22 protein-coding genes and 2 tRNA genes are annotated in these 24,253 nt (G+C 69.2%); 10 read left to right on the top strand and 14 right to left on the bottom strand.

What is annotated here, in order from left to right; genetic code table 11:
* Window positions 1–297 precede the first annotated feature (297 nt).
* Window positions 298–1,185, bottom strand: coding sequence for a rhomboid family intramembrane serine protease (locus tag OG254_RS25105; protein WP_405595177.1), 888 nt, complete (start codon window positions 1,183–1,185; stop codon window positions 298–300).
* A gap of 100 nt (window positions 1,186–1,285) precedes the next feature.
* Complete coding sequence (locus OG254_RS25100) at window positions 1,286–1,819, bottom strand: peptidylprolyl isomerase (protein ID WP_148000358.1); 534 nt, start codon at window positions 1,817–1,819, stop codon at window positions 1,286–1,288.
* Window positions 1,820–2,145: 326 nt separating this feature from the next.
* Between OG254_RS25100 and OG254_RS25095 the strand changes: the two genes are divergently transcribed.
* The 4 genes from OG254_RS25095 (at window position 2,146) to OG254_RS25080 (ending at window position 6,823) form a co-directional block, all read left to right on the top strand.
* Window positions 2,146–2,859 (top strand): DUF5324 family protein, encoded by a 714-nt coding sequence (locus tag OG254_RS25095; protein ID WP_405585655.1) that lies wholly within the window; start codon window positions 2,146–2,148, stop codon window positions 2,857–2,859.
* Window positions 2,860–3,245: 386 nt separating this feature from the next.
* Window positions 3,246–4,646 carry a hypothetical protein gene (locus tag OG254_RS25090; protein ID WP_405585652.1) on the top strand — a complete coding sequence of 467 codons (1,401 nt, stop codon included), beginning with the start codon at window positions 3,246–3,248 and terminating at the stop codon, window positions 4,644–4,646.
* 298 nt (window positions 4,647–4,944) lie between these two features.
* Window positions 4,945–5,595, top strand: a complete 651-nt coding sequence (locus OG254_RS25085; RefSeq protein WP_405585649.1) for a helix-turn-helix domain-containing protein — start codon at window positions 4,945–4,947, stop codon at window positions 5,593–5,595.
* A 133-nt stretch (window positions 5,596–5,728) separates the two neighbouring features.
* The gene (locus OG254_RS25080; RefSeq protein WP_405585647.1) at window positions 5,729–6,823 is read left to right on the top strand and encodes a hypothetical protein; all 1,095 of its coding nucleotides are present in this window, start codon (window positions 5,729–5,731) and stop codon (window positions 6,821–6,823) included.
* Window positions 6,824–6,917: 94 nt separating this feature from the next.
* Here the strand turns inward: OG254_RS25080 and OG254_RS25075 are convergent, their stop codons facing one another.
* The gene (locus tag OG254_RS25075; protein WP_405595175.1) at window positions 6,918–7,589 is read right to left on the bottom strand and encodes a response regulator; all 672 of its coding nucleotides are present in this window, start codon (window positions 7,587–7,589) and stop codon (window positions 6,918–6,920) included.
* Window positions 7,590–7,594: 5 nt separating this feature from the next.
* Complete coding sequence (locus tag OG254_RS25070) at window positions 7,595–9,031, bottom strand: sensor histidine kinase (RefSeq protein WP_405585644.1); 1,437 nt, start codon at window positions 9,029–9,031, stop codon at window positions 7,595–7,597.
* 280 nt (window positions 9,032–9,311) lie between these two features.
* Between OG254_RS25070 and OG254_RS25065 the strand changes: the two genes are divergently transcribed.
* Complete coding sequence (locus OG254_RS25065) at window positions 9,312–9,515, top strand: hypothetical protein (protein ID WP_351195454.1); 204 nt, start codon at window positions 9,312–9,314, stop codon at window positions 9,513–9,515.
* Between the two features lie 223 nt (window positions 9,516–9,738).
* Here OG254_RS25065 and OG254_RS25060 read toward each other — a convergent pair whose 3' ends face one another.
* Window positions 9,739–10,878 carry a S1 family peptidase gene (locus OG254_RS25060; protein WP_405585641.1) on the bottom strand — a complete coding sequence of 380 codons (1,140 nt, stop codon included), beginning with the start codon at window positions 10,876–10,878 and terminating at the stop codon, window positions 9,739–9,741.
* Window positions 10,879–11,266: 388 nt separating this feature from the next.
* Here OG254_RS25060 and OG254_RS25055 point away from each other — a divergent pair, with 388 nt between their 5' ends.
* Window positions 11,267–12,277, top strand: a complete 1,011-nt coding sequence (locus OG254_RS25055; protein WP_405585638.1) for a hypothetical protein — start codon at window positions 11,267–11,269, stop codon at window positions 12,275–12,277.
* Between the two features lie 348 nt (window positions 12,278–12,625).
* On the opposite strand, the gene OG254_RS25050 is transcribed toward OG254_RS25055, so the two are convergent.
* Window positions 12,626–12,698, bottom strand: a tRNA-Ala gene (locus tag OG254_RS25050).
* A 183-nt stretch (window positions 12,699–12,881) separates the two neighbouring features.
* Here OG254_RS25050 and OG254_RS25045 point away from each other — a divergent pair.
* The gene (locus tag OG254_RS25045; RefSeq protein ID WP_194043786.1) at window positions 12,882–13,430 is read left to right on the top strand and encodes a DNA-binding protein; all 549 of its coding nucleotides are present in this window, start codon (window positions 12,882–12,884) and stop codon (window positions 13,428–13,430) included.
* Between the two features lie 178 nt (window positions 13,431–13,608).
* Window positions 13,609–15,360 (top strand): protein kinase domain-containing protein, encoded by a 1,752-nt coding sequence (locus OG254_RS25040; protein WP_405585635.1) that lies wholly within the window; start codon window positions 13,609–13,611, stop codon window positions 15,358–15,360.
* Window positions 15,361–15,475: 115 nt separating this feature from the next.
* On the opposite strand, the gene OG254_RS25035 is transcribed toward OG254_RS25040, so the two are convergent.
* Entirely contained in the window at window positions 15,476–16,753 is a 1,278-nt protein-coding gene (locus OG254_RS25035; RefSeq protein ID WP_405585632.1) for a hypothetical protein, read from the bottom strand.
* Between the two features lie 281 nt (window positions 16,754–17,034).
* Window positions 17,035–17,163, bottom strand: a complete 129-nt coding sequence (locus OG254_RS25030; RefSeq protein WP_003999697.1) for a DLW-39 family protein — start codon at window positions 17,161–17,163, stop codon at window positions 17,035–17,037.
* A gap of 338 nt (window positions 17,164–17,501) precedes the next feature.
* On the opposite strand from OG254_RS25030, the gene OG254_RS25025 reads away from it, so the two are divergent.
* The gene (locus OG254_RS25025; protein ID WP_351195463.1) at window positions 17,502–17,882 is read left to right on the top strand and encodes a DUF6344 domain-containing protein; all 381 of its coding nucleotides are present in this window, start codon (window positions 17,502–17,504) and stop codon (window positions 17,880–17,882) included.
* Between the two features lie 115 nt (window positions 17,883–17,997).
* On the opposite strand, the gene OG254_RS25020 is transcribed toward OG254_RS25025, so the two are convergent.
* The 3 genes from OG254_RS25020 to OG254_RS25010 all read right to left on the bottom strand — a co-directional run bounded on the left by OG254_RS25020 (window position 17,998) and on the right by OG254_RS25010 (window position 20,282).
* Window positions 17,998–18,741, bottom strand: a complete 744-nt coding sequence (locus OG254_RS25020; protein WP_405585627.1) for an AAA family ATPase — start codon at window positions 18,739–18,741, stop codon at window positions 17,998–18,000.
* A gap of 293 nt (window positions 18,742–19,034) precedes the next feature.
* A complete protein-coding gene (locus OG254_RS25015) occupies window positions 19,035–19,832 on the bottom strand; it encodes a maleylpyruvate isomerase family mycothiol-dependent enzyme (protein WP_405585624.1) in 798 nt (265 codons plus the stop codon).
* Window positions 19,833–20,141: 309 nt separating this feature from the next.
* Window positions 20,142–20,282 carry a hypothetical protein gene (locus OG254_RS25010; RefSeq protein ID WP_405585621.1) on the bottom strand — a complete coding sequence of 47 codons (141 nt, stop codon included), beginning with the start codon at window positions 20,280–20,282 and terminating at the stop codon, window positions 20,142–20,144.
* 125 nt (window positions 20,283–20,407) lie between these two features.
* Here OG254_RS25010 and OG254_RS25005 point away from each other — a divergent pair, with 125 nt between their 5' ends.
* Window positions 20,408–20,551 carry a hypothetical protein gene (locus OG254_RS25005; protein ID WP_405585618.1) on the top strand — a complete coding sequence of 48 codons (144 nt, stop codon included), beginning with the start codon at window positions 20,408–20,410 and terminating at the stop codon, window positions 20,549–20,551.
* 71 nt (window positions 20,552–20,622) lie between these two features.
* Here OG254_RS25005 and OG254_RS25000 read toward each other — a convergent pair.
* From OG254_RS25000 to gyrA, 3 genes are all read right to left on the bottom strand, one after another.
* Window positions 20,623–20,696: transfer RNA gene (locus tag OG254_RS25000), tRNA-Ile, on the bottom strand.
* 146 nt (window positions 20,697–20,842) lie between these two features.
* Window positions 20,843–21,637: a DUF3566 domain-containing protein gene (locus OG254_RS24995; protein ID WP_405585616.1), complete on the bottom strand. Its 795-nt coding sequence runs from the start codon at window positions 21,635–21,637 to the stop codon at window positions 20,843–20,845.
* 18 nt (window positions 21,638–21,655) lie between these two features.
* Window positions 21,656–24,247: a DNA gyrase subunit A gene (gene gyrA / locus OG254_RS24990; protein WP_405585613.1), complete on the bottom strand. Its 2,592-nt coding sequence runs from the start codon at window positions 24,245–24,247 to the stop codon at window positions 21,656–21,658.
* Between the last annotated feature and the right edge of the window lie 6 nt (window positions 24,248–24,253).

Raw genomic sequence — 24,253 nt, 5'->3', positions numbered from 1 at the left:
ACGTCGTGGTGAACGCAGCTCTGCCCAGGACTATCCGCTGAGTTATCCACAGCCTTGCAGCAATTTCCACAAGCTGACTGGGGAAAAGACGACGATCTGTGGATAACCCATCGGGCGTTGACGCCGGTATGACTGCCACACCGGTCACCCGAAGGCATTCCGAACACATGTACGCCCCCTGCCTGACCTGCAGTAACGCGGGTAGAAGGCAGGGGGCGTGACTGTTCCCGCACGGTGCGCACAAGATCCGCCACACGCTGTGGACAACAGGGCCGCTCACGTGGATAACGTGCTGGCTCAAGTGAGCTGGGCCGTCCTCAGCACGGTCAGGATGACGACAACGGCCAGGACCAGCGCACATGTGCCGTACTGGACCAGTGCCCGGCGCTCACGCGGGGCATGGACCATCGCGTAGCCGATGACGACGCCGGCGACCAGGCCGCCGATGTGGGCCTGCCAGGAGATGTTGAATCCTGGGCTGAAGGTGAAGATCAGGTTGATCACCAGCAGCGCGATGATCGGCCGCAGGTCGTAGTTGAGGCGCCGCATGAGGACGGCTGTCGCGCCGAAGAGGCCGAAGATGGCGCCGGAGGCGCCGAGCGTGGCCGTGTTCGGGGAGGCCAGCAAATAGGCCAGGGCGCTGCCCGCGAGGCCCGAGCAGAAGTAGACCGCGAGATAGCGGGCGCGGCCGAGGGCGGCTTCGAGAGGGCCGCCGAGCCACCACAGGCTGAGCATGTTGAAGGCGAGGTGCCAGATGGCCTCGTGCGTGAACATCGAGGTGACCAGGCGCCACCATTCGCCCTCGGCCACACCCTCGGTGGGGTTGTAGGGGGCGGGCGGCCAGGTGCCGATGAGGACGACGTCGTTCAGGAACGTCGTGCTGGCCTGGACGGCGATGAAGACCGCGAGGTTGATCCCGATCAGGATCTTGGTGACCAGTCGCGGGTCGGCGGCGATGGTGCCGCCGGCGATCGTGCGGGGCTGGGCGGCGGTGGGGGCGTGCCCGGTGCCCGAGCCGCCGCGGACGCAGTCGGGGCACTGGAAACCGACCGAGGCGCTGACCATGCATTCAGGGCAGATGGGCCGCTCGCAGCGGGTGCAGCGGATGCCGGTCTCGCGGTCCGGATGGCGGTAACAGCCGGGCAGGCTCTGGGCGTCCTGCGGGCTGCCTGCCTGCTGGTCCATGAGGTCCCCTAGGTCGTCGTGCGCGATGCACGTCCTCATGCACCGCCCCGCTCATCCTTACGGACGAGCGGGGCGTTTGGTTCCCCGTGGGAGGTGTCGCTCAGCCCTCGCGGGTCTCCACGACGACCGACTCGATGACGACGTCCTTGAGGGGACGGTCGGTGCGCGGGTTCGTCTGCGCGGTGGCGATGGCGTCGATGACCTTCTGGCTGGCGCCGTCGCTGACCTCGCCGAAGATCGTGTGCTTGCGGTTCAGCCACGTCGTCGGGGAAACAGTGATGAAGAACTGCGAGCCATTGGTACCGGGGCCGGCGTTGGCCATGGCCAGCAGGTAGGGCTTGTCGAACCCGAGGTCCGGGTGGAACTCGTCCTGGAACTGGTAACCGGGACCGCCGGTGCCGTTGCCCAGCGGGTCACCGCCCTGGATCATGAAGCCGCTGATGACCCGGTGGAAGACCGTGCCGTCGTAGAGCTTGGCCGTCGACTTCTCGCCGGTGGCGGGGTTCGTCCACTCACGCTCGCCCTGAGCGAGTTCGACGAAGTTCTTGACCGTGATCGGCGCGTGGTTCGGGAGGAGCCGGACCTCGATGTCGCCGTGGTTGGTCTTCAGGGTGGCGTAAAGCTGCTCAGCCACGATCTGCCTTCCGTTGTCTTCTTGTGACTCCCCGATCCTCGCATGGACTGCGGCGTCCGTCGCCCGGCACTCGTTCACCGGCACGCAACCGGGCGCTTCTCTCGCAGAAAAGTGGGCGAGTGGGTCCCTGGCGGGGGCGCGAGGCAGCGAACCGTGGCATTGTCGACGACAAGCCACCGTTGCACCGCATTGGTCCGCTATTGCGTTTGATCAAGCTCATCGGCACCCATATGCTCGCCCTCACATGCCGCGGAGCGTTCCGACAGGCATGATCCGTAAAAGGGTGGAAAGTCGAATTACCGTACGCCACCGAGGAGGAGGATCCCGTGACCCGCATCGACAGCGTGCGCGCCGCGACCGGCTCGGCGAAGGACAGCGTGCTGCACGCCGCGGAAGTGGTGGCGCCCTACGCCGACACCGCCAAGGACAGGGCCGCACTGTATGCGCACGAGGCACGCGTACGGCTGGCGCCGATGATGTCGCAGGCCACCGAGCAGGCCCGCGCGCAAGCCCGTCTCCAGTACGACGCGTATCTGGCACCGCGGCTGGAGCAGGCCCTTACCCATGTGCCGCCGAAGGTCGACCAAGCCGCTCACGAAGCTGCCATCCGTACGCGCAAGGCGGCACGGCAGGCCGCCGACTACTCCAAGCCGAGGATCGAGCAGGCGGTCGCCGCGGCCGGGCCCGTGCGGGACGAGGCTTCCGCGCGCGGTGCCGCCGCACTGGCCGCGCTGCGCGGTCAGGTCTCGCCGCAGGAGATCCAGCGACTGGTCCGCAAGCACGAACGGCGTGCCAGGGCCGGCCGCGCGGTGAAGATGGTGGCCGTGCTGTGTGTCATCGCCGGCGGCGCCGTCGCCGTGTGGAAGTGGTGGGACAAGCAGGCCAACCCGGACTGGCTGGTCGAGCCGCCGGCCGCGACGGAAGTGCCCGAGTCGAGCCGCCTCACGTCCGTGGATGGCAGCGGTCAGTCGGACCTGGACCCCGAGGTCCAGGCGAAGGAGGCCGAGGAGGAGGCCGCGCGTCGGGACGACGGCAGGTGACGGACGGCCGGTGACGCCGGTGACGGACGAGGGCCGGTGACGGACGCGAGCCGGTGACGAGGGAGGGCATTCCCCTACGGCTCTCCAGTACGGTCGGCAATGAAATGTGGTGTGCACCCCATATACCGGGTGCACACCACTTTGTCGTCTTTGCTGCCTTTGCCGTCGGCCGGTCCGAGGTCTGTGGTCGACGACCTCGGCCAGGCCCAGAACCCGCGCCGGCCTGTCACTCACTGATCGCTGCCGTTTCAGCATCACATCACCACAGAATTCATGGAACGTCACTGGTCGCAAGCCCGTCAGAGGGGGCGGCAGGCACCCAGTCCCGCGTTGCGGTCGCTCGTGCCTCCGCTTCCGATGCCGTTCGCACCCCTGGAGAACAGGCCATGGGCAGAACCGATCACCGCACTCCGAACGACCGGCTGCGCGAGCTGATCCGCGAGTCGGACTGGACGTACGAGGCGCTGGCCCGCGCCGTCAACACCCTCGGCGCTTCGTCTGGGCTCCGGCTGCGCTACGACCGGACGGCAATTGCCCAGTGGATCCGGGGCGTCCGTCCCCGGCCGCCCGTCCCCGAGTTGGCCGCAGAGGCGCTCTCGCGCAAGCTCGGCCGGACCGTCACCGTCACGGACACCGGACTGGCGCCCGCGGGCATGCCCGGGGCCGCATTGCCGGGATCCCCCGATCCCTTGGTGAGGCTCGGAGAACTCAGAGAGGCTTATCTCGACCCCGTGCTCAGGGAGTCGATGCGCCGGAGCCTCCTGGCCGGCGACTGGCCGTCGCCGGACTGGGCGGACGACGGCAGCGCGGGCGGCACCGGCCTGGGTGGTCCGGTGCAACGGCCGTCCACCGGAGGTCCGCCCTGCAGGGTCGGGATGGGTGAGGTCGACGCCCTGGAAGCCACGAGCCGGTTCTACAACGAGGTCTGGGACGCGTTCGGCGGCGGCCACGGCACCAGCGCGCTCGCCGCCTGCCTCGCGGACGACGTCGCCGTCTGGCTGCGATCCCCCATGGCCGACGGAGTTCGTACGGCCCTCATGTCCAGGGCCGCCGAACTGACGCTGCGGCTGGCGCTGATGTACTTCGAGGACGGCCACTACGGTTTCGCCCAGCGCTATCTGGGCACCGCGGCGCAGCTGGCCCGGGACGCGGGCGACCGGACGATGTATGTCACGGTACTGGCCAGGGCGGCGACGGCGGCGCGCGATCTGGGCCAGTACCGCAAGGCGGCCCACCTGGCCGACGCGGGCCAGGCTCTGCTCACCGCCTGCGATGCGGACACGGTCTCCTTCGCCCAGGGCGAGTTCGCGATAGCGTACGCGGCCGTCGACGACGTGCGGGCCGCCCAGCGGTGCCTGGACAGCGCCGAGCAGAACCTGTCCCGCTGCAAGGGTTCATCCGCCATCGCTGAGGCCCAGCTGTACACATGCCACTGGCAGCGGGCTGGGGTCCTTGTCTTCCAGAACCGGCCCGCCGACGTAGTGCTGGCGCTGCGTACAACGCTGCCGCGCGTCCCGCAGGAGGACCGCCGCTTTCGCGTCGCCGTCGTGGCGGGCACGGCCGATGCCCAGCTCCGGCTGGGGCTCCTGGACGAAGCATGTGCCACGCTCCAGCAGCTCCTCCCCGACTTCTCCCGGCTCCGCAGCGCCGACATGGCAGGCTTTCTGGGCGAGTTGCTGCGCAAGGTCGGCGCCTTCGGCCGGGCCAGGCCGGCCGCCGACCTGCTGCAACAGGCGCATGGCCTGCTGCCGCAGAGCCCGGTGCCGGCGCGCCCCTACGTCCATTGACGGCGGTTCCCCGCGCTCCTTGAGAGCCACCCAGAAGTTCAACGTTCAACACGTTCAACACAGGGTGTGCCGACACCTCTGGCGGTGGCGTCCGGAGGCCTGAGGTAATGACGCGACCCCAAGATCAGCCTCACCAGGGAGCCCCCCACTGTTCCCACGCCCTGAGTCCACGCCCCGCGTCACCCGCCCGTCCAAGGGCCCCGAGAACGCCTCCCCCCATCCGCCCGAACCGCCCTCCGGTGGTGGCCTGTGCGCCGCCCGGCAGCGACTGTTCACGGCTCTCACCGGTGAACAGAGGTTGCACAGTCGCGATCTGGAACAGCTGGCGGCGGCCGCCTGCTGGCCGCTGCCCCAGTCCGTGCAGGCGGTCGTTTCCCGAGACATCCATACGAGCATCCATGTCCCGGACGGCTGTCGCCTGCTGCGGCAGGTGTCGGCGAACCGGGTGCGTGTGCTCGTCGTCGAATCCGGCTCCGCCCCCGGCCGCAACGCGGCCACCACGCTCGGCGCTGCCTTCCGTGGCTCCCCGGCCGTCGTCGGCCCGAGCGTCCCCCTCGCGCTCGCCGGAACGTCGTTGCGCTGGGCGGAGTATGTGCTGACGGAGCTGGGGCGGAATGCGCACGGCGTCCACCGCGCCGTGGACCATCCGGCCGGCTGGATCCTCGCGAACAACCGGCAGGTGGCGGACTCACTCGCCGCGGCCCTGCTGGAGCCGCTGAACCGGTGCACTCCGCTACGCCGGGAGCAGTTGGAGGCCACGCTGTTGGCATGGCTTCAGTGGCGTGCTGCGCCGGAGGTCGCCCGGGCGCTGAACGTTCACCCGCAGACAGTGCGCTACCGCATGCGCCGACTGCATGCCCTGTTCGGGCACGCGCTGTCCGAACCGGACATCTGCCTCGCACTGGAACTGGCCCTGCGCAGCCGCCGTTTCCGGCAGCCGCCGCAGTGACTGCCCGAAGACACTTTCGTCACGACCGGAATCCCCTTCAGGGCCGACGAGCCGAACCGTTCGTCGGCGCTTTGCTCCCTGCGTCAGGAAAGCGAGCCCCGCCCGGCGGGGCACCTACGCGCAGGAGGAAGCAGTGAGTCGTCGAGCGTATCGACCCGTCAACAGGAAGAAGTGGATTGCGGCCTCGGCGGTGGCCGTGGTCGCGGCAGGAGCACTGGCGCTGCCCGGCGCCTTCGCCAACGAGCCCGGCGCCGGAAGCAGCGCCGAGGCCTCGGCGGGCCCGGGCGGTGCGGTGTCCGTCGACTGCTCGGCGGGGCCGCACACCCCACCGGTCGGCGGGGCGACGGTCGCGCCGGAAACCGAGGCACCCACGCCCCTGCCTGCCCCGGGCCCGGCCGCCCCGGACCCGGAGCACACCGCGCCGGGTTCTGAGGGCTCCGGTCGCAGCTACCAGGCCGAGGGACACAAGTCCGCCGGAAACAGCGAGAGTTCCCCGGCCGATTCCCCGGAGGGAGTGGCCGAGGACTGCGCGGGCAGCAGCATCGGCGCTGGGGGAGAGACGTCAGAGATTGCGAGCCGGCTCGTGCAGGTCCAGCAGGAGCTGGCGGGGGAGCCCGAGCGGGTCAAGACGCTGAGCACCGCGGACCTCGAGGTGCTGTGGGCGAACCGCGACGCCTCTCTCAAGTGGGCCATGCAGCAGGAGCATCGCGGCGGGCGGGCGCTGTGGGGCAACGAGGCACCGCGGCTCGACAACCACGGTGCTGTGGCCCCGGATGCCGCTCACCCCGGGTCGGTGTTCTCCCCGGCACTCTTCGACAGGCTCAAGAAGGCGCCCCTGTCCGAGTTTCTGCAGATCCGGCAGGCCGCGCTGAGCGCGCCGTCGTCCAGCACGCAGGACCAGGGTCTCAGGAACAGCTTCTACGCCAACGGCTGCACAGGGATCAGCCAGGTCATGAACCTCCCGCAGGAGATCGTCGACGCGTGCATCCGGCACGACTTCGCGTACACGGTGGGCCCCAACATCGCAGCCCGGACCCAGCAGGACCCGTCCGCGCTGCGCCGCGAAGCCGACGACCAGCTGTGGGATGACATGAGGGCCTCGGGGCACCCCTACGCGGCCACGGTCTTCTGGGCCGGGCTCCGCGCGGGCGGCTGGATGAACTTCGCCGCGACGCCCGAGGAAGGTGACGAGATCTCCTCGATTGTGTCCGGCCGGCCCACCGACTAGCGGATCGGCGGGACCAGAACGCCCCTGGGCCAGGAGCGCACGGCAACGGCAGACGCCGTAGCCGTGCGCTCCTGCGCTGCGCCGCTTGCGCCCGTCAGGCTGTGTGGGGCGGCGGCCCGAGCGGTTGGTCGAGCAGGCCCGCGGTGCAGGCCAGCGTGGCCGCCTGTACCCGGTTGCTCAGATCCAGCACCTTCAGCAGGTGGCTCACCTCGGCTTTGACACGGGACTCGGTCGTGCCCAGGTTCTGGCCGATCCGGGCGTTGGACATGCCATGTGCGATCAGCGCGAGGAGATACCGCTGGCCGGGGGTCAGAAAACGGATCCGCTCCCGAGCCTGACCGCCGCGTGCGCTGGTGGAGTGGGTGTAGCGCTCGATGAGGCCGCGGGTCATCGCGGGCGAGATCAGCGCGTCTCCGGCCACGACGGTGCGGATGGCGGCGATGAGTTCCTGTGGGGCGATGTCCTTGAGGATGAAACCGTCGGCGCCGGCGCTCAGTGCGGCGTACAGGTGGTCGTCCAGGGCGTGTGCGGTCAGCATCACGACGCGGGGCCGGCCCCGCATTCGGGCCATCCCGCGGATGGCGGTGAGCCCGTCGACGCGGGGCATGTTGACGTCGATGACGACGACGTCGGGTCGGTGCAGTCGCGCGAGATGGCCGATGCCGGAGCCGTCGGCGGCCTCGCCCACCACCGTGATGTCGTCGACGGACTCGAGCACCAGACGGATCCCCTGGCGGACCAGCGTCTCGTCGTCCACGAGAAGCACTCGGATCAAGGCCCCTTCCCCTCTTCCGTACGGTCATGCGTACCGGTCTGCCTTGTCGTGGGGTGAGGCTCCTGGAGTTCGGCATGCGCCGGGATGCTCACGTGCATCCGGAAGCCCCCGTCGGGGGTGCGCGCCCAGTTCAGGTGGCCACCGAGCTCGTTGACGCGCTCCAGCGCTCCGGCAAGGCCGCGCCCGCCGCTGGGCAGCCGGGCCGCCGCAGTGGGCACGGCCGGTGGTCCGTTGCACACGGTCAGCTCCAGCCTGTTCCGGTCACCTGTCACCTCCAGTCGGATCCAGGAACCGGAAGCGTGCCTCATAGCGTTGGAAAGGCCCTCCTGGGCGGCTCGGTAAAGCGTCTTGTAGGCGGCAGCGCCCGCGTCCGGCAGTTCTCCGGTCGTTCGCCAGGAAACGTCGACCTGTGCCTGGCGGACGCGTTCCACCAGCTCCGCAATGTCCCTCAACCACCCCTCGCCGGCGCAACTGCGGCTGTCGGCAGCCGGATCACGCAGTACGTCGACCAGGTCCCGAAGCTCCGTCATGGCCCGGCGCCCCAGGCCGCCGATCAGGGCGCCGGTCCGCTCTCCGGCGGCCTGTGCGCCGACTTCCAGCGTCCCTGCCTGGATCACGATGAGGCCGATGTAGTGGGCCACCACGTCGTGCAGGTCCCGGGCCAGCCGGACCCGCTCTTTCAGAGCCGCGTTGTACGCCAGCAGCTCCTGCTCGCGTTTGAGCCGCTGCGCCTGGTCGTGCAGCACGCTGATGTGCAGCCGATGGCCGCGCACCGCCCAGGCGACCAGGAGGGGAACGCCCACCATGATCAGGGAGTGCGTTGTCCTGCTCACGAGCACCGCGACCCACGGCGCATCGGCGGGGACCCTACCGAAGACGGGCGACAACGGGAGCCAGGGCAGCACCAGCCCGGCGGCCACGGCGACCGCGGCCCAGCGGCGCCTACTGTGCATGACGAGGGTGTAGACGCTGGCGGGGAGGAGGATGCTGGATCCCTGCAGCGTCGTGTCCGCCACCGCCAGCGCGGCGGGCACGAGCGGTCTCGACCTGCGCACCGCTCCGCTCAGAGATCCGAGCACCGCCACCGTGACGATCACGGCCAGCCGGCCACCGGTGGGCACGTCCAGCGCGGGGTCGGCCGCATGCGCCACGGGCAGGACGACGAGCAGCATGAGCAGGTTGAAGCCGGCTGACACGACGGCGAGTGCGGCGTCGTAGAAGCGCCCGCGTTTCGTCGGCCGCGGGCTCGGCCGGCGCCGCCGGTGCCGTTGCCGGGGGTGCGGCCGCGACAGGCCTTCTCCCTGCCGTTCGGCACGGGGGCGGATCGTCCGGCGTCGGGCGGAACGCGCCGACTGCCCGTCCTTTTCACAGGTCACGGCGACGCTGCCGCCGTGGGTCGCGCCCCCGGCCTCTCCCCCGGCACTCGATCTCATGTGTTCTCCAACGGCCAGTGAGGGTGTGTGGCGTGGAGTACGCCCGGTGTCGGCACGCCACTCAGCTGCTTGCGCCTGTTGGGCCCTGTCTTGTCGAAATCTGACAAACCAGCAGGGCTCCCGACCGGCGTCCCCTCCTTCGTGCCAAGCCCAACTTCCGGGCCGGGCCGACCCGCCCTCAGGTGGATGCGTCGGACTTCCGTCGCCGGTGTGATGCGGGTGTGCCCGGAGGTCCTTCCACCGGCCGTTCCTCCGACTCCCAACCCTTGAGGAGACCCCCATGACCTGGGTCGACAGCTACCTGCACGCACCGCTCACTGGCGGGGACTACACCGACGACAGAGATCTGTACGAGCCCCCGTACGCTGTCGCCGAGGAGTCAGTCCGTCACACGTTCGTGGAGCCCACCCCCGAGTTCGATGCCGCCGTCCGGCAGCGCGTCGCCCGTCTCTACCGGCATGCGACCGCCGGTCGGCGCCCGTGACACCGCGGCAGCCCAGGGGACTCGGGCCATACCCGCGTCCACCCCCGTGGAGCACACGCTGCAGGACGATGCCCGTCACCAAGCACAGTCGCTCGGTGACGGGCATCGTCCTGCTCGGGCCCGTACTCGTCCCGCCGACGCGGAAGGTTTCCGCAAACGCACGAAGAGCTGCTCCGGCGGATGAGACGAACATCCGCCGGAGCAGCTCTTCACCATGCCGGGGTCAGCCGAACGGCCCTACCGGGAATCCCGGATCGCCCGGGAACCCCGGACCATCGGGACCACCCGGGAACCCCGGACCGCCCGGAAACCCCGGACCATCGGGACCACCCGGGAACCCCGGACCGCCCGGAAACCCCGGACCATCAGGACCACCCGGCAACCCTGGCAACCCCGGAAGCCCCGGACCGCCGTGACCGCCCGGGCCCCCAGTGCCCCCGGCTCCTCCTGCTCCCCCTGGCACCCCCGGAAGACCCGGAAGACCCGGCAGGCCGGGAAAGCCCGGTGTCCCGCCGGTTTTCCCCCCGGGCACCTGCGGCGATTCGGCTCCTGACGGGGGCGGTCCGCCGCCGACGTCGTCGGCGTGAGCGGCGATCAGGTCCCGGAAGGCAGTCACATCGGTGTAGATCACATTGCTGTCACCGCATGAGGGACGGGAGTCGTCGCCCGCCCGGCTGGTGACCCCGACAAGCCGCCGGCCGGCCCCGTCCTTCACCACTGCCGGACCGCCGGAGTCCCCGTAGCAGGCCGTGTCCGTCGGGGTGCCGGCGAAGCACAACTCCCCACCCCCCTTGATCCCGGGGCAGTCCTGTGCCGGCAGCACCTTGGTCTCCAGCTGTTTCAACTGCCGGGGCGGTGCTGTGGAGCAGCCCTTCTGGGGGCAGTCCTGGCCCCAGCCGATCAGCCGGACCGCCTGCTGCGTCTGCGGGCTGCCGTCGGCGACCTCGATCGGCGCGCCGGAGACCCGCTCGGACAGAACGAGCAGGGCGATGTCCGCGTGCTCCGGAGCCTGTACGACGCGGGCTACCTGACTGCGCGTGCCTCCGCTTGTACGGTCCCTCGAACCGATGCGTACGGTCATCTCGCTCGCCTGCCGGCCCTCGACGCAGTGCGCGGCGGTGGCCATGAGGGCGGGTGCGACGAGCGCCGCGCCACATTGATGGTCACCCGAAGGAGACTGCAGCGATCCCATGAACGGGTACTCCTCGGATGCCTGCCGCCCGCCGACGATGAAGCTCGTCTCGGCGCCGTGAGCCGAGTTGAGCACCACGGCCGCCGTGACAATCACGGCAAGACCGGTCAGGACCAGTTTCCGCTTCCCGACGAACGGCCTGCGCCTGCTTCCGCCTCTTGCGCGTCCCATGCTTCCTCCGAACTGCAGAATGCGCGGCGGGCCTCAGACGGCTCGCCTGCCGGACGGGACGCAGTGAAGCGGCGACGAAGGTTGGGCGGATCGTCCTCCGGGCTGAGAAGACCCGGCCAATCGTTCAAGTCCCCCTCTTCTTGTCGCACTTGGAGCAACCACCCCAGTGAGACCGCTTCGTTGGACACCATGAGCCAGGTCGGGCCGTGTTCGTTTCCCTCGGAGAGCATCCATGCCCACTGCCACCCCCCGCCCGCGTCCCAGCGCCCAACTACCTGGTGACCACGCCCTGTTGCGAGCAGTCGACCTGGACCGGATTCCCTGGTTCGAAGCCATCCGTCACCGCCACCACACCGCCGTCCACGCGTACGCACTCACGTGTGTTGCCGTGCCTGAGCTGGCAGAGACCCTGTCGGCGTACGCCTTCTCACGGCTGCGCGATCAGGTGTCCAGAGGGTCGCGCGCCGCGACCGGCCTGCACGGCACCTGCCTGCGGGTGAATCTGCTGAGCTCGGTGCGCCGCGAAGCGGTCGAGGTCGATCCGCGCCAGATGTCCCCCGGATTCCGCAGGTGGGTGTCGGAGGGAGGACTGTGGTCGATGGACGATGACTACGGACTCTCGCAGTCCTACCAGCGGCTGCCCGCCGTCGACCGGTGCCTCATCTGGCACACGCTGGTCGAGCACGAGTCTGCGGCCGCTGTGGCCGACGTGACAGGGCTGCCCCGTGCCCAGCTCCCCGACCGGTATCGGTCCGCGCTGACGGCGCTGCGCCGAGCCCAGGCCGCCGCCCATCTGCACCAGACCGCCCACGTCAACTGCCGGCTACACGGCGGAGTGGACGTCCTGATCTCGGCCTATCTGCCGTTGCACGGCGACGCCCACGCCCATCTGCTCGACTGCGCCGCCTGCCGAACCCTACGCACCCGGCTGAATCTCCTTCGCTCCCGCCTGGCCTACGAGTTGCCCCAGCGGCTGCTGGGGTGGTGGCCGGGCGAGGAGTACCGCGGACACAAGAGCGCCATGCCCGGTACAGCGCCCCCAAGGCCCTCTTCAACAGCCGCCTGCTGCACTGCGCCGACCGGGGCCGGGGCCGCCGATGTGAAGCCCTCACACGCTGCCCGCCATTGCTCAGCGGCCAGGATGGAATCCCGGAATCGTTCCACCTGGCGCAGACTCGCGGCGTGCGTGGCCTGGCCGACGTGGCTGACGGTCTTGCGTCGGCCTTTGAATCTCTGGTCCTTCGGCCCGCTGTGGTCCCCGCTGCACACCCACCTTGCCCGGTGTATCCAAGCAGCCCAGGACCACAACTGGGGCATGCTCAAGGACAGTGCCGGCCAGCTCGCCGCAGCTGCCGCACGCTTGGACGCAGGCCAGATCAGGCCAGATCAGGCCAGCTGACAGAGCAGGGTGAGAAGCCGTCTCCAAACCGATCTTGAAACGCGCAGATCGATCCGAGTTCCTGGGCGGGTGGTCTTCCGGCCGTACGCGCATGAAGGCAGGGCATCCTGGTAGCTCGGGGGGTGTGGCCCCTTCCGAACGGTTCCCGGAGGCCCTGCCTTCACCGCAGCGGAGCGCGTGCCAACGATCGCTGAGCATCCATGTCGGGGTTCGCCGTCCCACCACACGATCCACGGGCCTCCGCAGACGTTTGTCAGCACCACCGTGCTGACAAATGTCTGCACGGAAAACCGGGACAAAAAAGACCCCTCCAACTGCGTTTCCGCAGTTCAGAGGGGTCTTGCCATGTGGAGCCTAGGGGAGTCGAACCCCTGACATCTGCCATGCAAAGACAGCGCTCTACCAACTGAGCTAAGGCCCCTCAAAAGGGAACGTCCGGCCGGAGGAAAACCCCACACCGGCGGGCGTCCAGACCAGAGTACCCGGTCGCCCCCCGGATCCCGCAAAAGGATTGGGGGTCCCGGTAAACGACCACTCTCCGTAAGATGCTCGGCGTGGTTCGCGACAGCGAACCGCGGTTTTGGGGAAGCGATGGGGAGACGCAATGGACGCCGCACAGCAGGAAGCCACCGCAAGAGCGCGGGATCTGCAGCGGAACTGGTACGGGGAGCCGCTGGGGACGCTCTTCCGTAAGCTCATCGACGATCTTGGTCTCAACCAGGCTCGTCTCGCGGGGGTACTGGGACTGTCCGCACCGATGCTGTCGCAGCTGATGAGCGGACAGCGGGCGAAGATCGGCAATCCCGCCGTGGTCCAGCGGGTGCAGCTGCTGCAGGACTTGGCGGGGCAGGTCGCGGACGGCAGCGTGAGCGCGGCCGAGGCCACGGAGCGCATGGAGGAGATCAAAAAGTCGCAGGGGGGCTCGGTGCTCAGCAACACCACGCAGACGACGAACAGTTCGGGCGCGCCCACGGTCAAGCGGGTCGTTCGCGAGATCCAGTCGCTGCTGCGCTCGGTGGCAGCCGCGGGCGACATCATCGAGGCCGCGGACACCCTCGCCCCCACCCACCCGGAACTGGCAGAGTTCCTCCGGGTGTACGGCGCCGGCCGCACCTCCGACGCGGTCGCGCACTACCAGTCCCACCAGAACTGACCCCCCGGGCCCGGTCGCCGAAGGGGTTCGGCAGCCGGGCCGACGGTATGGCGTCCTGAGCGGGCACGAGGGGGTCGTGCGGGGGAGTCCGCGAAGGACGGTCAGCGAGGGGGAGTCGTATCGCTCGTCGTGGGGGAAGCAAGGGGGGTAACCGGAGGGGGAGGAGCGACGCACAGCCATGGGTGAGGTCTTCGCCGGGCGCTACGAACTGGTCGACCCGATCGGACGCGGTGGCGTCGGCGCCGTCTGGCGTGCCTGGGACCATCGCCGTCGGCGCTATGTGGCCGCCAAGGTGCTGCAGCAGAGCGACGCGCACTCGCTGCTGCGGTTCGTCCGCGAGCAGGCGCTGCGGATCGATCACCCCCATGTGCTCGCGCCGGCCAGTTGGGCCGCCGACGACGACAAGGTCCTGTTCACCATGGACCTGGTGGCCGGCGGCTCGCTGGTCCATCTCGTCGGGGACTACGGCCCCTTGCCGCCCTCGTTCGTCTGCACTCTTCTCGACCAGCTCCTCGCGGGGTTGGCCGCGGTGCACTCGGAGGGCGTCGTCCACCGCGACATCAAGCCGGCCAACCTGCTGCTCGAAGCAACCGGCACGGGACGCCCGCGGCTGCGGCTGTCCGACTTCGGCATCGCCATGCGGCTCGGCGAGCCCCGGCTGACCGAGACCAACCTCGTGGTGGGAACGCCCGGATACCTCGCCCCCGAGCAACTCATGGGCGCGGAACCGGACTTCCCCGCCGACCTGTTCGCCGTCGGTTTGGTCGCGCTGTATCTGCTGGAGGGGGCCAAGCCGGACGCCAAGGCGCTCGTCCAGTACTTCTCCGCGCACGGAACGCCGGGTGCGCCCAAGGGCATTCCCGAGCCGCTGTGGCAGGTCGTGGCCTCGCTGCTCCAACCGGATCCGCACGCGCGGTTCCGCACGGCGACCGGGGCGCGCAAGGCCCTCGCCGCGGCCACCGAGCTCCTGCCGGAACCCGGGCCCGACGACGAGCTCATCGAGATCTTCGACCAACTCGGGCCACTGCCACCGGGGTTCGTACCCCGGGGGCCGCTGAAACGGGCTCCGGGGATCGAGGGGGAGCGGAGCGGCTCCGGACAGTTCCAGTTCGGGGACGGCTCGACGGGGGCGGGAGGCTCGGCGAACGGCGCCGGATCGGATCCGAGGGGTATGGGCTCGGTGCCGAGCGGCACCGGGCTTGGGTCGGAGCTTGGGTCGGCCGGTACCGGGCTCGGGTCGGCCGACGCCGGGCTCGGCACATCCGGCACGGGCTCGGGCGCCGTGTCCGGCGGCGATCCGCGCCACGTCGTTGCGGAGCCAACGCCGGCCTCGAGTTTCACCTCGCCCGAGTCCGCCCAGTCCGAGTCTCCGCCGCGCGTCCCGCACGCGCACCAGCCCGGGCCCCTGCCATCCGCCCCCACTCAGGAACCCCCGGGCTCCCCACAACCGGGCGACAGCAGCGGCCCCCTCAGCATGTCGGACACCGGCAGCTACCACCTGCCGCTGCCCAACGGGGCGCAGGACCAGGCGCGAGGCCGGCACCAGGCACAGGGTCAAGCACAGGCGGACAGCCACCCCCACGAGGGCGTGCAGCACCACCCGGCCCACAGCTCCCCCTACGACACCACGCACGTCCTGTCCTCCCCCCAACCACGCCCACCGCAGTACCCGACGCAGCCTCCGACGACGCCGGCACAACCCCAGCGCGTCGATGCTTCTACTGTTTCGTACACCGCTCAGAGCCCGCAGGTTCCACCCTCGGCGCCCCCAATTCCGCAGCCACGCCGCCGCGGCGGTCACCGAGCCGCCCGCCGAGCGGCCCACAGCCCCGCACGCCGTCCAGGCCCACCCGCCAAGGTCGCCGTACCCCTCCTACTGCTGGCGCTGGTCTGTTACGCCGTGGGGTTCTGGGCGCTGACCCAAATCTGAGAACCGACCCGGATCCGACGGCCCCGACTCTGAGGGCTGCCTGCCGAGCCGCCCGCCAAGCCACCAAGGGCCCCCGCCAAAGGCCCCCGCAAAGGGCTCCAACCAAAGACCCCGCCTACAAGGCCCCAACCCTCCGCCGAGCCACCACCATCCACACCCCCAACACCACCAGCACCAAGGTCCCCACCCCGATGCCACTGACCGCCAGCACAGTCATGGCAGCGTCCCCGCCGCTCCCGGTCCCCACCCCGGCCCCGGCCCCCGCGGCCGCCTCCCGATCGCCCGCCGAGACCTGGAACACGTCGCCCGGCTCGGACTCCCCCGCATAACCCGGCCCGGCCTGCGCCGTACCCCCCTCCCGGACGCGCAGCGTCAGCTCGAACGGCCCCTGGCCGTACCGCTCCGCCACCGCGGCCGAAAGGTGCACCGCGATGTAGTAGGAACCGGCGAACCGCATGGCGCTGAACCGGTCGGGGACGGCGTACCGGTTCTCGTAGGCGACCGGCGGCAGGGGATCGAGTTCGGCGGCCTTCCGGCTGCCGTCGTAGTTGGCGCTCGTGTCGTCGACGAATCCGCGCACGGGGTTGTAGAGAGCAAGGTTCAGGGCGCCGACCGCGTAGCCGTCGCCGCTGCTCGAACTGCCCAGCTCGGCGGTGGCGTGCAGCTGTCGGCCCCAGTCGAGCGGCACCTTGTAGAAGAGCGTCCGCCCGGGCTCGATGGCGGAGGTCCACACGCCCTCGCCGACCGGTACCGCCGAGCCGAATCCGCGGCCGCCTTCGCGGCGCTCGCCGTCCCCGGTGAGGGGGTCCGGTGAGGCGGAGTCCCAGGCCTCGGGGGCGCTCGTCTCGCCGGTCTGCTTCAGGGGCGGCTCGGAGGCGGCGAAGAGCTCCAGGTCCCAGGCGTCCAGGGCGGAGTCCGTCGTACTGACGCGCTCGACGATCACGTCGTAGGTGCCCGCGCTCTCGCAGCGCGGACGGTCGGCCGAGATCTCGCGCTCCCCCCATACCGCGATCGGGCGCGGGCTGCGCACGACGCCGAAGGTTTCGGTGTCCTGGGAGCAGGAGCGGCCGGCGGCATCCCGTACGGACACCTTGATGCCGTCGCCCGCGTGGAGCGTGCTGTCGGTGGCGGGGACGGCGGTCACGGAGACGTACGCGTCCGAGGTGTCGTCGAGGTCGAGGCGGTAGTGGATCTCTCCCTCGCCGGGCAGGGAGCTCTTGTAGGTCGTGCCCGGCGCGAGGGGTGCGGCGTCCGCGGTGCTCGTCCCGCCCGTGACGGGCCTGTCGTCCGGCGCGAAGACATAGGGAGCGGGCGTTCCGGCGGCGAGCGCGGGCCGAGCCGGCAGGACGGCCGTCGTGCACAGCAGCAGCGCCGCCACGACGGCCACACGCACGCGTGCCGGGGAATGCCACATCCTCGCGGGGCGCCACCGCGCCATACGCCGCCGCCTCATCACGCGCCACCCCTTGTCACCACAACCGGACCATGGACCTCGCCCATCCTGCCCAGCGCGGCCGCGCGTCACCCCCGCAATCCGTACGGCTGTCCGAAACGCCCGGCTCTACGACCTCCGGTGCGCTTGCGCAACTCGGGGCGGCGGCGCTGTGCGCTCCGAGTACACGAAACCCCGGCCGCATGGGCGACCGGGGTCTGTGTGCAATCCGATGTCGTGGCTCACGAACCCGTGGGTACGGAGTCAGTCGCCTCCGTCCACAGATCCTGCTCGGCGCGATCCGCCTGGATCTGGCGGTACACGAGGAGCCCGCCGATGGCGGCCAGTGCGACCAGGAGAAGCTTCTTCACCGCGCGACCTCGTCTTTCCTTGACGTGAGGGACCTCTGGCGCCCGACTATACACACCGGTCGATATCAATCGGTGACCTGCATCCGCGCTCAACTGCCCGCCGGTACACCCCAGTAGAAGCGGATGCCGCCGCTCCGATCGGAGGGTGATCACACCCCGACGGACGGTGACCTTTAGCCCCTTTCCTCCATCTTCGCGCACTCGTCGAGCGCAATGCCACCATTCGAGTGGTGTTCATCTGAAGATCGACGCGCCACGGGCGTCGGTCCATGACTTCGCAGGCCCCATACACATCATTGGGAAAGTACGCAAATCGCCCAACCTGAAAGTGAGGGGCCATGACCAGGAACAAGGTCATGAACCTGTGGACGGCCATCGTCACCGCCTTCCTCGCGCTGTGCTCGGCGCTCGGATTCGTCACCAACACCGCCGCAGCGGCCGTACCGCACACCGAGACGAGCCGCAGGAGCGACGGTGACGACAGCAACCGCAGCGCTGAGCTGACGGTCCCGGCGATGCCTCACTGGGCCTGGTCCTACGCCAGAGCACTGCCCCCCACGATGAAGCAGCGCATCCGGGCAGAGGCACACGGCAAGACCCCCAGCTGCCGCCATCGCCCGCTCACGGAGACGGAAGCGGCCACGACATCGGCCTCGACCACCCACGAGTGCGCCCAGGGCTCCCACCCGCCACAGCCACTGGTGCCACACCAACGCTGAACCCGGGCTCACCGCAAGTCGTGACCCTCTGCTTCTTCTGCCTCTCCTGCTCCAAAGCCTGTTCCAGCTTCTCCAGCATTACGACGGCGAGCTTCACCCCGTCCTGGTCCCCGCCTCATCGCGCATCGACGATGTGACGGAGATAGGTCCACGGGTCGTTGAGGTACCGCCGCCAATGATCGACGAGTTCCAGATCCCGCCAGCCGGCGGGACGCATTCCGTGGTCACCCACCTCGATGATCTCGGCGCCCGGCAGCGCCGTCAGCACAGGTGAGTGCGTCGCGCAGATGATCTGTGCGCCGGAACGCCCCAGTTCGTGCAGTAGCCCCACGAGTTGAAGACAAGAAGCGAAGGACAGCGCAGCCTCGGGCTCGTCCAGGACGTACAGCCCAGGCTCCTGAAACCGCTCGCGGAAGGCCATCAGAAATCCCTCGCCGTGGCTCATCTCGTCCGCGGCCCCGGACAGCCTTCCCGTCTTCTGCTCCCGGTCCAGCGCGTCCAGCGCCGTCTCCGCCCGCAGGAAGAAACCTCTGCGGCGCGTCCGAGGCCCGCGCAGCATGCGGCGGCCGGCTGTCGTCGCCTCGAACCGTATCCGCCCGCCCAGGGCCGATGGCTCGCGCCAACTGGCGTACTTGTAGCCCGCTGATCCGCCCCAGGAGTCCAGGCCGAAGCCCTCCGCCAGCGCCTCGACGAGGGTCGACTTCCCCGAGCCGTTCTCCCCCACCAGGAACGTCACCGGCGCGGTGAATCTCAGGCCGTCATCCAGCAGCTGCCGCACGCACGGCACCGACCACGGCCACCCGCCGCCTTCCTCCCGCTCGCCTTCGGCGACATGCGCGTATGCCCGTTCGACGATCATGCCGCCAGGCTCTCATCCGGCACTGACAATCGGGCATGCGAAAAGACCCCAGCCCTGATGGACTGGGGTCTTTTCGCTGGTGGGGCTCACAGGATTTGAATCTGTGGCCTCATCCTTGTCAGGTCGATCACGGGGGTCTGTCAGCGTCGGCCCACGGCCCTTGCGCCTTGGTCGATCGTTCACTGAGGTCCGGCGCTGACCGCTGCGGTTCGTGCTTGTCGGTGTCAGCCGCTGGTGTCAGACGCCGCATGCAGTCTTGGCAAGGCTTGCTTCGCCGCTGTACAGCACCCGTCCTACTCCTCCGGGTCCCACGCGCGGAGCAGGTCGAACAAACCTGCGTCTCCCTCGATCTGCAGGGAGTCCGCCGGGATACGGTCGTACACGAAGAGAACCAGCTCACTGGCCGTGCCGCGAACGGAGACGCCAGCCGCGTTCGGGCCCTCGTCGGCAGCGGCGACAGGCGTCGTGCCGGGCGTGGAGATACGGGTGGAGCGTGCGCCGTCGCCGTCGACCGTGAGGCGCCAGGAGCGGCCCTCGGTGGCGTGGAAGTCGAAGGCAGTGGGCTTGTGCGGCCAGGCACTCGTCGTTGCGACGCAGGTGAACAGGAACTCCTCGACACCGTCGAGTGCCACCTCATCCGGCAGCGGCTCCGGGGCACCCACAGTGATCTGGGCGTCGTAGGTGTGCACCGCCATCTGCTGGAGCTGGTGCCGGGCGACGGCGCCACAGGTCTGCGGCGACTGGGACGCACCCCACCACGTCCAGCAACCGCGATCCGGTCCGGCCTCCCGCAATGCGTCCAGCAGTTGCTCCGTGGACTCCGCCAACCAGGCCGGCAGGGCCTCGCGCTCCCGAGGCGCGGCCGGGGCGCCCTCCGCTGCGGACTTGGCCGGAGCAGGCCCTGCGGCGACGGTGGCGGCCCAGGCGCGGCGCCCCTCGCCGATGTGCTGCGCCAGATCGAACAGCGTCCACTCGGGGCAGGTCGGCACCTGCACGTCGAGGCTGGACGCGGAGGCGACCGCGGCGCGGAAGGCGCTCGCCCGTTCGTCGATCAGTCGCAACAGAACGGGGAACGAAAGTGTCGTCGTCACATGGACTCTCTATCACCGTGTTCCGACAATCGGACAGTGATTTTCACAGCCGAGGCGGCGAGCGCGCGGCACGGGCCGGGCGCCCTCAGATGACGCCGTGTCCACATTCTGAAACGATCAGCGAGTCACGCAACGCCGCACCGGCAAGGCCTCATTAGCCGCTCTTACCGGCCCAATTTGAGGTTTCCGATTGACTCGCGGGTCTGGCTCCGACAGGAACCACAACTGTCCCTGCTGCCATCCCGTCCGCCTTCGACACTCGCCACGATGTGCCGGCACTCGCATACGTCGCCCCGTCCATCCGAGTCCTCACAGGCAGTGCTCCCGCTCCCGGAGTTCTGCGCTCGCGCCTTGGAAGAGCGCCGGCACCTGCAAGAGCTGGAACGGAAGATCGCCGGTGACCACTGGTCCCAGGAGCCGGGACATGACCTGATCTTCTCGTCGGAGCATGGAGGCATGATCGACCCAGTGGGCTTCTCGCGGACCTTCGATCGGCTCGTGAGCGGGCCGGCGTACGCCGCATCACGGTTCGGCTGGCACGGCACACCTGAGGGACGCTGCTGGCCTTCCTGAAGGTGCATCCCAAGGTCGCTCAGGCGATCCTCCGGCACAGTCAGATCAGCATGACTATGGACGTCTACGCGCATGTGGTGGGCGACAGTGAGCGTGAAGCTGTGGCGATGCTCGCGGAGCTGCTGGAAGATCCGCTTACTGGCTGACCACCGCTGTTGGTGTCAACCGTTGGTGTCAAAAGACCCCCGGACCAATGATCCGGGGGTCTTTTCGCATGTGGGGCTAACAGGATTTGAACCTGTGGCCTCATCCTTATCAGGGATGCGCTCTAACCAACTGAGCTATAGCCCCGCCGCGCTCTGCGGTGTGTGTCCCGCGCGCTGACTCCTGAAGATTAGCGCACGACGCGGGCAGTCCCAAAATCGGTTGTCGGGGCACCGTCAGGAGAGGTTTGGAACCGCCTCCTGACGGCAACCGTCAACCGGCCTCGGTGAACCTCACTCATCCTCGGCGAGCGTCAGCTCGACGCCGCCCACGAAGCCGGCGGAGAGGTTGTAGATGAACGCACCGAGCGTGGCCAGGGCCGTCGCCAGGACGACGTCGATGACCGCGATGATCGACGCGAACATCAGGACGTGCGGCAGCGACAGGAAGGACTGCAGGTCGAAGCCGTTCGACTCGTTCGAGCCGGTGGCCTCGGAGATCGTGCCGCCGACCGTCGAGAAGACGCCCATCGCGTCCATGACCATCCACAGCACCGCGGACGCGACGATCGTGCAGATGCCCAGCGCGATGGAGAGCAGGAAGCTGACCTTCATCACCGACCACGGGTCGGCCTTGGCCACCCGCAGCCGTGCCTTACGGGTGCGCGGCGTCGTGCTCGCGCCCGTGCGCGGCCGGCGCACGCTGCCCGACGGAGCGCCCGTCTGGTAGGCCTGCGGCGGGTGGTAGGGCCCGGCGGACTGCTGCGCCTGCCGTTCCCCGGGCAGCGGCGACGGCGCCGGGGCCGCCTGCTGCGCTCCCGCGGGGTGCGGCTGCGGCTGAGCGCCCGGAGCCGCGCCGGCCGCGTACTGCTGGGTCTGCGGGCCTCGGGTGTCCGTCACGGGTCCCCCCTGGGATCCAGGTGCGTCGGGCGAGGAAGAGCCTTTCGCCGGCGACTTGATCGCTTTCAGCTGGGTGGTGTGCGTGTCCGTCGCGGGCGCGGCGGAGCCACGGCCTCCGCCTTCCGTCTCCGTACCGGCCGTAGAACCGGTCGAGGTACCGGACGATCCGGCGCCCGTGGCTCCGCTCACGATGACTCTCTCCTCGTGCTACTCGGCCGAGGGTGTCTCACCCTCGTCCGTGCCGATGGTCGTGGCGGCATCCTCGGCGGTGTCGTCGACGACCACATCGCCGTCGACCTCCTCCGCCTCGCGTCCCGCCTCGGCGTTACGTGCGATACCGACGACGGCATCGCGCTTGCCCAGGTTGATCAGTTGGACGCCCATGGTGTCACGGCCCGTCTCCCTGACCCCGTTGACTCGCGTACGAATCACACCGCCGCCCAGCGTGATGGCGAGGATCTCGTCGCTCTCCTCGACCACCAGCGCACCGACGAGCGAGCCGCGGTCCTCGACGATCTTGGCGGCCTTGATGCCGAGGCCGCCGCGACCCTGGACGCGGTACTCGTCGACGGGGGTCCGCTTCGCGTACCCGCCGTCGGTGGCAGTGAACACGAACGTACCGGGTCGAACAACATTCATCGAGAGCAGCTCGTCTCCCTCGCGGAAGCTCATGCCCTTGACACCCGAGGTGGCACGGCCCATGGGACGCAGTGAGTCGTCCGTGGCAGTGAACCTGATCGACTGTGCCTTCTTGCTGATCAGGAGCAGATCATCGTCGGCCGAGACGAGTTCGGCACCGATCAGTTCGTCATCGGAACCGTCTGCCGTTTCCCGAAGGTTGATCGCGATCACACCGCCGGAGCGCGGCGAATCGTAATCCTTCAGAGGCGTCTTCTTCACCAGACCCGCCTTCGTGGCGAGCACGAGGTACGGCACCGCGTCGTAGTCGCGGATCGCGAGGATCTCGGCGATCGCCTCGTCCGGCTGGAAGGCCAGCAGGTTGGCGACGTGCTGCCCGCGCGCGTCACGTCCGGCGTCCGGAAGCTCGTACGCCTTGGCCCGGTACACCCGGCCCTTGTTGGTGAAGAACAGCAGCCAGTGGTGGGTCGTCGAGACGAAGAAGTGGTCGACGATGTCGTCTTCCTTCAGCTTCGTGCCGCGTACGCCCTTGCCGCCGCGCTTCTGCGCCCGGTAGTCGACGGTTTTTGTGCGCTTGACGTAGCCGCCGCGCGAGACGGTGACCACGATGTCCTCTTCGGCGATGAGGTCCTCGATGGACATGTCACCGTCGTAGGGCACCAGCATGGTCTTGCGGTCGTCGCCGTACTTGTCGACGATCGCCGCCAGCTCCTCGCTGACGATGCCGCGCTGGCGGACCTGCGAGGCGAGGATCGCGTTGTACTCGGTGATCTTCGCCTGGAGCTCGTCGTGCTCCTGGATGATCTTCCGGCGCTCGAGGGCGGCCAGTCGCCGCAGCTGCATCTCGAGGATGGCGTTGGCCTGGATCTCGTCGATCTCCAGGAGCGCCATCAGGCCCGTACGCGCGATATCGACGGTGTCGCTGGCCCGGATCAGGGCGATGACCTCGTCGATGGCGTCCAGGGCCTTCAGCAGGCCGCGCAGGATGTGCGCGCGCTCCTCGGCCTTGCGCAGCCTGAAGCGCGTACGGCGGACGATGACCTCGATCTGGTGCGTCACCCAGTGGCGGATGAACGCGTCCAGGGAGAGCGTGCGCGGGACACCGTCGACGAGCGCCAGCATGTTGGCGCCGAAGTTCGACTGCAGGTCCGTGTGCTTGTAGAGGTTGTTCAGTACGACCTTGGCGACCGCGTCCCGCTTCAGGACGATGACCAGCCGCTGACCCGTACGGGACGACGTCTCGTCGCGGACGTCCGCGATGCCACCGACCTTGCCGTCCTTCACCAGGTCGGCGATCTTCTGCGCGAGGTTGTCGGGGTTGGTCTGGTACGGCAGTTCCGTGACCACCAGGCACTGGCGGTTCTGGATCTCCTCGACCTCGACGACCGCGCGCATGGTGATCGAGCCGCGGCCGGTGCGGTACGCCTCCTCGATGCCCTTGCGGCCGACGACGAGCGCGCCGGTCGGGAAGTCCGGGCCCTTGATGCGCTCCATGAGCGCGTCCAGGAGCTCCTCGTGCGAGGCCTCCGGATTCTCCAGGTACCACTGGGCGCCGGCCGCGACCTCGCGCAGGTTGTGCGGCGGAATGTTGGTCGCCATGCCGACCGCGATACCGGCCGAACCGTTGATCAGCAGGTTCGGGAAGCGGGCCGGCAGGACGGTCGGCTCCTGGTTGCGGCCGTCGTAGTTGTCCGTGAAGTCGACGGTCTCCTCGTCGATGTCACGGACCATCTCCATCGACAGCGGCGCCATCTTGCACTCGGTGTAGCGCATGGCGGCCGCCGGGTCGTTGCCCGGAGAGCCGAAGTTGCCGTTGGAGTCCACCAGCGGCATCCGCATCGACCACGACTGCGCGAGGCGGACCAGCGCGTCGTAGATCGAGGAGTCGCCGTGCGGGTGGTACGTACCCATGACGTCACCGACGACACGGGCGCACTTGTAGAAGCCGCGCTCGGGGCGGTAGCCGCCGTCGTACATGGCGTACAGGACGCGGCGGTGGACGGGCTTGAGGCCGTCGCGGACGTCCGGCAGGGCACGCGAGACGATGACGGACATCGCGTAGTCGAGGTATGAGCGCTGCATCTCCGTCTCGAGCCCGACGGGCTCGACACGCAGGATCTGTCCCTCGTCAGGCGTGACGGGAGTGTTCTCGTCGGTCATTGCTGG

This window comes from Streptomyces sp. NBC_01092, from assembly GCF_045039535.1.
In the GTDB taxonomy this organism is placed as follows: domain Bacteria; phylum Actinomycetota; class Actinomycetes; order Streptomycetales; family Streptomycetaceae; genus Streptomyces.
The sequence above is the reverse complement of the archived record's forward strand: the minus strand, read 5'-3'. Positions and strand labels throughout refer to the sequence as shown.